Here is a 6,694-nt window from a genome sequence, read left to right on the forward strand (position 1 = left end):
CTCAAGGCCTTCTCGAACCTTGTAGGCGATGTTCGTCGCGCTGCCCGATCACGTCCAGTGAACAGATATTTAATATTCATTTTGGGTCTAAACAAATCGACATTTATTCTTTTTAATTATTCATAAATATAGGCACAGTCGAACTCAACAAGCACTCATCAGGAGCAGCACCATGAGCCTCAGACTGGGCGATATCGCCCCCGACTTTGAACAGGATTCCAGCGCCGGCACCCTCCGTTTTCACGAATGGCTGGGCGATAGTTGGGGCGTGCTGTTTTCCCATCCGGCGGACTTCACCCCAGTGTGCACCACCGAACTGGGCTTCACCGCCAGGCTCAAGGATGAGTTTGACAGTCGTGGGGTGAAAGCCATTGCCTTGTCGGTTGACCCGGTGGACTCGCACCACAGGTGGATCGAGGACATCAACGAAACCCAGAACACCCTGGTCAATTTCCCGATCCTCGCCGATGCCGATCGCAAGGTGTCGGACCTTTACGATCTGATCCATCCCAACGCCAACGACACCCTGACTGTGCGTTCGCTGTTCGTGATCGATCCGAACAAAAAGATTCGACTGACCATCACCTACCCGGCGAGTACCGGCCGCAACTTCCACGAAATTCTGCGGGTGATCGACTCGCTGCAACTCACCGACCATTACAAAGTGGCCACCCCGGCCAACTGGCAGGACGGTGATGAAGTGGTGATCGTGCCGTCGCTCAAGGATGAGGATGAAATCAAGCAGCGCTTTCCCAAGGGCTATCGCGCCGTCAAACCCTACTTGCGCCTCACACCGCAGCCGAACAGGTAAGCATGATCGTTCCCACGCTCTGCGTGGGAATGCCTCTAGGGACGCTCTGCGTCCAGTGACGCGGAGCGTCACGGGCTGCATTCCCACGCAGAGCGTGGGAACGATCACCAACCAGATCCAATAGCAGGGGATTTCAGGCCGTTTCGACGGCCTTTTTTTATGCCTGGAATCCGGAGTTTTTCATATCTCCAAAACGAATAACCAAATGAATAAATATGATTTATAGATATAACAATCACCTGTTAAGGTCACTCCCATCACAGCGAGATCGCAAACCGCGAATCGCCAACACCGTTCAAGGAATCATCTGAATGCTGGTCGTCTCACTCGGTGGCAGTCCCAGCCAACGCTCCCGTTCCGGGGTACTGCTGGAACGCTCCCAACGCTGGTTGCAGGAGCAAGGTGTGGAAGTGGTGAGTTACCAGGTTCGGGACTTCCCGGCAGAAGACTTGCTGCACGCACGCTTCGACAGCCCCAAGGTCATCGACCTGCTGCAACAGATTGAAAACGCCGATGGCCTGCTGATCGCCACACCGGTTTACAAGGCGTCGTTCTCGGGCGCACTGAAAACCGTGCTGGACCTGCTGCCCGAACGAGCACTCCACCATAAGGTCGTGTTGCCGATGGCCACCGGCGGCAGCATCGCCCACATGCTGGCGGTGGATTACGCGCTCAAGCCCGTGCTGTCGGCGCTGAAAGCCCAGGAAATGCTTCACGGCATTTTTGCTGAAGATAGCCAGATCGCCTACGGCGAAGGCAGCGCCCAGGCGCAATTGGCGCCGGAGCTGGAGCAACGATTGAAGGAGTCGCTGGAGCTGTTTTTCAGCGCCATGGCGAGGCGGCCCAAGCCGCTCGACCCAAACTTGTTGAATGAACGTTTGTTGAGTGCTCGCTGGAGCATTTAAGCCTTACCCTAAATTGATCCACTCACCTTACTCAGCCGACAACGGCCAAGCAGGTGCAGCCAAAACCCAACTGCAAAAAGGAGAGCGCTATGCGCACTGTCATTTTGCGTCGTGGTCTGGTCGCTCTGTTTGTTGCGGCTGTGTCCTTCGGCGCCATTACTCAAGCTCAAGCGCTTTCTACCCAGGAAGGCGTGTTGCGAATCGGTTATCAGAAGTACGGCACCCTGGTGCTGCTAAAAGCCAAAGGCACGTTGGAAAAACGCCTAGCGGCCCAAGGCGTGGACGTGCAATGGACTGAGTTCCCCGGTGGCCCGCAACTGCTCGAAGGTTTGAATGTTGGCTCCATCGACTTCGGTGTGACCGGCGAAACCCCGCCGGTATTTGCTCAAGCGGCGGGTGCTGACCTGCTCTACGTGGCCTACGAACCACCGGCACCGCACAGCGAAGCGATCCTGGTGCCGAAGGACTCGCCGATCAAATCGGTGAAGGACCTCAAGGGCAAGAAAGTCGTGCTCAACAAAGGCTCCAACGTGCACTACCTGCTGGTACGTGCGCTGGAAGACGCCGGCCTCAAATACACCGACATCCAGACCGTATTCCTGCCGCCAGCCGATGCCCGCGCCGCATTTGAGCGTGGCAGTGTCGACGCCTGGGTCATCTGGGACCCGTACCAGGCCGCCGCCGAGAAACAACTGCAAGCCCACACCCTGCGCGATGGCCAGGGCATCGTCGACAACCATCAGTTCTACCTCGCGACCAAGCCTTACGCGCAGAAAAATCCTGAGGTGATCAAGACCCTGGTCGAAGAAGTGCGTGCGGTCGGTGAATGGTCCAAGGCCAATCCGCAAGACGTCACCCAACAGGTTTCGCCACTGCTCGGCCTGCCGGAAGACATCACTCTGACCTCGGTGAAACGCCAAGGCTATGGCGCGCTGTTCCTCACGCCTGAAGTGGTCGCCGCCCAACAGAAAATCGCTGACAGTTTTTACGAGCTCAAGCTGATACCGAAACAGCTGAGCATCAAAGACGTGATCTGGACGCCACCGGCAACCGTTGCCAAAGCGCAGTAATTCGAATCCCTGAAGGAGACCACTCCATGAGCCTCAATATTTTCTGGTTCCTGCCTACCCACGGCGACGGCCACTACCTTGGCACCGCCGAAGGCGCTCGCGCCGTCGACCACGGTTATCTGCAACAAGTCGCGCAAGCGGCGGATCGTCTGGGTTTCGGCGGGGTGCTGATTCCTACCGGTCGCTCCTGCGAAGACTCGTGGCTGGTGGCGGCGTCGCTGATCCCGGTGACCCAGCGTTTGAAGTTCCTTGTCGCCCTGCGCCCCGGGATCATTTCCCCGACAGTGGCGGCGCGTCAGGCGGCGACCCTGGATCGTCTGTCTGGTGGGCGTGCGCTGTTTAACCTGGTCACCGGCGGTGATCCGGAAGAATTGGCCGGCGATGGTTTGTTCCTCAGCCACGAAGAGCGCTATCAGGCCTCGGTGGAATTCACCCGCATCTGGCGTCGCGTGCTGGAAGGCGAAACCGTTGATTACGACGGTCAGCACATCAGCGTGAAAGGGGCGAAGTTGCTCTATCCGCCGATCCAGCAACCGCGTCCACCGCTGTACTTCGGCGGCTCGTCGGAAGCGGCGCAAGACCTTGCGGCAGAGCAAGTGGAAATGGTCCTGACTTGGGGCGAACCACCGGACGCCGTTGCCGAGAAGATTGAACAAGTGCGTGCCAAAGCCGCGAAGCTCGGTCGTACCGTGCGCTTCGGTATCCGTCTGCATGTGATCGTTCGCGAGACCAACGCCGAGGCGTGGCAAGCGGCTGACAAACTGATCTCGCATCTGGACGACGACACCATCGCTCGTGCGCAGGCTTCTTTGGCGCGCTTCGATTCCGTCGGCCAGCAGCGCATGGCCGCGCTGCATGGCGGTAGCCGCGACAACCTGGAAGTCAGCCCTAACCTGTGGGCCGGTGTCGGTCTGGTGCGTGGCGGTGCCGGTACTGCACTGGTTGGCGACGGTCCGACCGTGGCCGCTCGCGTGAAGGAATACGCGGATCTCGGCATCGACACCTTCATCTTCTCCGGTTATCCACACCTTGAAGAGTCGTACCGCGTGGCCGAATTGCTGTTCCCGCACCTCGACATCGAGCGTCCTGAGTTGCCGAAAAGCGCGGGTTATGTGAGTCCGTTCGGTGAGATGGTCGCCAACGACATTCTTCCCAAAGCCGCGTCTCAGAGCTGAGGCGTGCCATGAAGAAAATTACCCACAGTCTCGCGCCTTGGGCGTTACCGGTTTTGCTGCTGGCGGTGTGGCAGTTGTCGGTGTCGGCAGGCTGGTTGTCGACACGGATTCTGCCGGCGCCCATCGCGGTGATCGAAGCCGGTGTAAGCCTGGTGCGCAGCGGCGAAATCTGGACGCACCTGGCAATCAGCGGCTGGCGCGCCGCGCTGGGCTTCACCATCGGTGGCGGCATCGGTCTGGCGCTGGGCTTCATCACCGGCCTGTCGAAATGGGGTGAACGCGTGCTCGACAGTTCGGTGCAGATGATCCGCAACGTGCCGCACCTGGCGCTGATTCCGTTGGTGATTCTGTGGTTCGGTATCGATGAGTCAGCGAAGATTTTTCTGGTGGCGTTGGGCACGTTGTTCCCGATTTACCTCAACACCTATCACGGCATTCGCAATGTCGATCCGGCACTGGTGGAGATGGCGCGCAGTTATGGCTTGTCCGGTTTCAGCCTGTTTCGTCAGGTGATCCTGCCGGGCGCGCTGCCTTCAATTCTGGTCGGCGTGCGTTTCGCACTGGGTTTCATGTGGCTGACGCTGATCGTTGCGGAAACCATCTCCGCCAGTTCCGGCATCGGTTATCTGGCGATGAATGCCCGGGAGTTTTTGCAGACTGATGTGGTGGTGCTGGCAATTCTGCTGTACGCGGTACTCGGCAAACTCGCCGACCTCGCGGCCCGTGGACTTGAGCGCGTGTGGCTGCGCTGGCACCCGGCTTATCAGGTTGTTAAAGGAGGTGCGGCATGACGGCTCAACAACCTCCACGCCTGCTGCGCGGGATTCCGCTGGTGGTGCGCAAGCTGCAAAAAACCTTTGGCTCACGGCAAGTGCTGCGCGAGATCGATCTGCACATTCCTGCGGGCCAGTTTGTCGCCGTGGTCGGTCGTAGCGGATGCGGAAAAAGTACGTTGCTGCGCCTGCTGGCCGGTCTCGACGAACCCACGGGCGGTGTATTGCTCGCTGGCGCTGCGCCGCTGAGTGACGCGCGGGAAGACACGCGCTTGATGTTTCAGGAAGCGCGTTTGCTGCCCTGGAAAAAGGTCATCGACAACGTCGGCCTCGGGCTCAAGGGCAACTGGCGGCCGCAAGCACTCGAAGCGCTGGAGTCCGTCGGCCTGGCTGATCGCGCCAACGAATGGCCCGCCGCCTTGTCCGGTGGACAGAAACAGCGTGTGGCCCTGGCTCGCGCGCTGATCCATCAACCGCGTTTGCTGTTGCTCGACGAACCGCTAGGTGCGCTGGACGCGCTGACCCGAATCGAAATGCAGCAACTGATCGAACGGCTCTGGCAGAAGCATGGCTTCACCGTGTTGCTGGTGACCCACGACGTCAGTGAAGCGGTGGCGATTGCCGATCGGGTGATCCTGATCGAAGAGGGCGAAGTGGGCCTTGACCTGCTCGTGGAACTGCCGCGCCCACGGGTTCGCGGCTCGCATCGGCTGGCGGCGCTGGAAACCCAAGTGCTCAATCGTGTGCTCGCACTGCCCGGTGAACCGCCGGAACCGGAACCCGTATCCCCCTTGCCTACGCAACTGCGTTGGGCTCATTAATCCAAGCAACGACAGGAATCAACATCATGACGATCAAAGCCATCAACGTTCGCAACCAATTCAAAGGCGCCATCAAGGAAATCGTACTGGGTGACGTGCTGTCGGAAATCGACGTGCAAACCGCGTCCGGCATCGTCACTTCGGTGATCACCACGCGCTCGGTCAAGGAGCTGGAATTGGTGGTCGGCAGTGAAGTGATTGCGTTCGTGAAATCCACTGAAGTGTCGATCGCCAAGTTGTAAGGGCGTGGGCAGTCAGTGAATTCGGCGGTGCGGCCTTCGCGAGCAAGCCCGCTCCCACATTTRATCYTCAGTGAACACGGAATGTGTGTACACAGAGATCAAATGTGGGAGCGGGCTTGCTCGCGAAGAGGCCAATGAGACCACTGCAGGAATCAGGCTGAAATAGCGCGCTTGGGCAGATACGGCGGCAAATACAGCCCCAGATACGCATCAAACACCCGCATCCCTTCCTCAGCCATGCGCGGCGTAATTTGCCCGTGTTGCTGCACCGAGCGCGCATAAACGCGATCACCCAGCTCCATGGCCAGTGCAAACACATCCACGTCCGTCGGCAGCCTGGGCAATTCGAAATGATGATCGAAGAGTTTGTGCATCAGGTCGCCCAGTTCGATGTCGTGCTGGCGGTCGGCCTGGGTGACTTCGGTCAGGCCATGCTGAGCGAGGATCAGTTGGCGGGCTGCGGCATCTTCACTGTAGATCGCGAGCATGCGTTGCTCCACCAGACGTGACAGGTCACGCCAGCCGCTGAGCGCGTCATGATCGATAGGCGCTTGCAGGCAGGCGCGGAACGCGGCGTGGACATCGGCGGTCAGCGCTTCGAGCAGTGCCGGGACGCTGGCGAAGAAGTGGTATACGGAGGATGGCGGAATCTCCGCGCGCTCGGCGACGCTGTAGATCGACAGGCTGGCCACACCCTCGGCGGCCAGCAGCGTGCGGGCAGCATCGAGTATCGAATCGATCCGCGCCTGGCTGCGGGCACGGGGTTTGCGTGGGGTGGCGAGTCGGGTCATTGAAGTCTCCTGCAGGGCAGGGGGCATTGTACGAGCAGGGTTGTGTGTTGTCTGCCAGGACGCCATCGCGAGCAGGCTCGCTCCCACAGTTGATCTCCAGTGAACA

8 protein-coding genes are annotated in these 6,694 nt (G+C 59.4%); 7 read left to right on the plus strand and 1 reads right to left on the minus strand.

Translation table 11 applies throughout. From position 1 onward, the window contains the following. Window positions 1–172: 172 nt before the first annotated feature. The 7 genes from AC1DRJ_RS16790 (at window position 173) to AC1DRJ_RS16820 (ending at window position 5,797) form a co-directional block, all read left to right on the plus strand. A complete protein-coding gene (locus AC1DRJ_RS16790) occupies window positions 173–811 on the plus strand; it encodes a peroxiredoxin (protein WP_477803142.1) in 639 nt (212 codons plus the stop codon). 311 nt (window positions 812–1,122) lie between these two features. Further along, on the plus strand, window positions 1,123–1,716 hold the full coding sequence (ssuE, locus tag AC1DRJ_RS16795) for an NADPH-dependent FMN reductase (RefSeq protein WP_477803143.1): 594 nt from the start codon (window positions 1,123–1,125) through the stop codon (window positions 1,714–1,716). An 89-nt stretch (window positions 1,717–1,805) separates the two neighbouring features. After that, window positions 1,806–2,786: a sulfonate ABC transporter substrate-binding protein gene (locus AC1DRJ_RS16800; RefSeq protein WP_477803144.1), complete on the plus strand. Its 981-nt coding sequence runs from the start codon at window positions 1,806–1,808 to the stop codon at window positions 2,784–2,786. 26 nt (window positions 2,787–2,812) lie between these two features. After that, window positions 2,813–3,961 (plus strand): FMNH2-dependent alkanesulfonate monooxygenase, encoded by a 1,149-nt coding sequence (ssuD, locus tag AC1DRJ_RS16805; RefSeq protein WP_477803145.1) that lies wholly within the window; start codon window positions 2,813–2,815, stop codon window positions 3,959–3,961. An 8-nt stretch (window positions 3,962–3,969) separates the two neighbouring features. After that, window positions 3,970–4,752: an aliphatic sulfonate ABC transporter permease SsuC gene (gene ssuC / locus AC1DRJ_RS16810; RefSeq protein WP_477803146.1), complete on the plus strand. Its 783-nt coding sequence runs from the start codon at window positions 3,970–3,972 to the stop codon at window positions 4,750–4,752. Next, window positions 4,749–5,555, plus strand: a complete 807-nt coding sequence (gene ssuB / locus AC1DRJ_RS16815) for an aliphatic sulfonates ABC transporter ATP-binding protein (RefSeq protein ID WP_477803147.1) — start codon at window positions 4,749–4,751, stop codon at window positions 5,553–5,555. The genes ssuC and ssuB overlap by 4 nt, the downstream gene beginning before the upstream one ends. Window positions 5,556–5,581: 26 nt before the next feature. Then, window positions 5,582–5,797, plus strand: a complete 216-nt coding sequence (locus AC1DRJ_RS16820; RefSeq protein WP_007942473.1) for a TOBE domain-containing protein — start codon at window positions 5,582–5,584, stop codon at window positions 5,795–5,797. 152 nt (window positions 5,798–5,949) lie between these two features. Here AC1DRJ_RS16820 and AC1DRJ_RS16825 read toward each other — a convergent pair whose 3' ends face one another. Next, the gene (locus AC1DRJ_RS16825; RefSeq protein WP_477803148.1) at window positions 5,950–6,588 is read right to left on the minus strand and encodes a TetR/AcrR family transcriptional regulator; all 639 of its coding nucleotides are present in this window, start codon (window positions 6,586–6,588) and stop codon (window positions 5,950–5,952) included. Window positions 6,589–6,694 lie beyond the last annotated feature (106 nt).

This window comes from Pseudomonas sp. P5_B2 (assembly GCF_056400445.1).

Bases quoted from the DNA above. Each gene is read 5' to 3' on its own strand.
- ssuD (WP_477803145.1), top strand. From the start codon at position 2,813: ATGAGCCTCAATATTTTCTGGTTCCTGCCTACCCACGGCGACGGCCAC.
- AC1DRJ_RS16825 (WP_477803148.1), bottom strand. From the start codon at position 6,588: ATGACCCGACTCGCCACCCCACGCAAACCCCGTGCCCGCAGCCAGGCG.
- AC1DRJ_RS16790 (WP_477803142.1), top strand. From the start codon at position 173: ATGAGCCTCAGACTGGGCGATATCGCCCCCGACTTTGAACAGGATTCC.
- ssuB (WP_477803147.1), top strand. From the start codon at position 4,749: ATGACGGCTCAACAACCTCCACGCCTGCTGCGCGGGATTCCGCTGGTG.
- AC1DRJ_RS16820 (WP_007942473.1), top strand. From the start codon at position 5,582: ATGACGATCAAAGCCATCAACGTTCGCAACCAATTCAAAGGCGCCATC.
- AC1DRJ_RS16800 (WP_477803144.1), top strand. From the start codon at position 1,806: ATGCGCACTGTCATTTTGCGTCGTGGTCTGGTCGCTCTGTTTGTTGCG.
- ssuC (WP_477803146.1), top strand. From the start codon at position 3,970: ATGAAGAAAATTACCCACAGTCTCGCGCCTTGGGCGTTACCGGTTTTG.
- ssuE (WP_477803143.1), top strand. From the start codon at position 1,123: ATGCTGGTCGTCTCACTCGGTGGCAGTCCCAGCCAACGCTCCCGTTCC.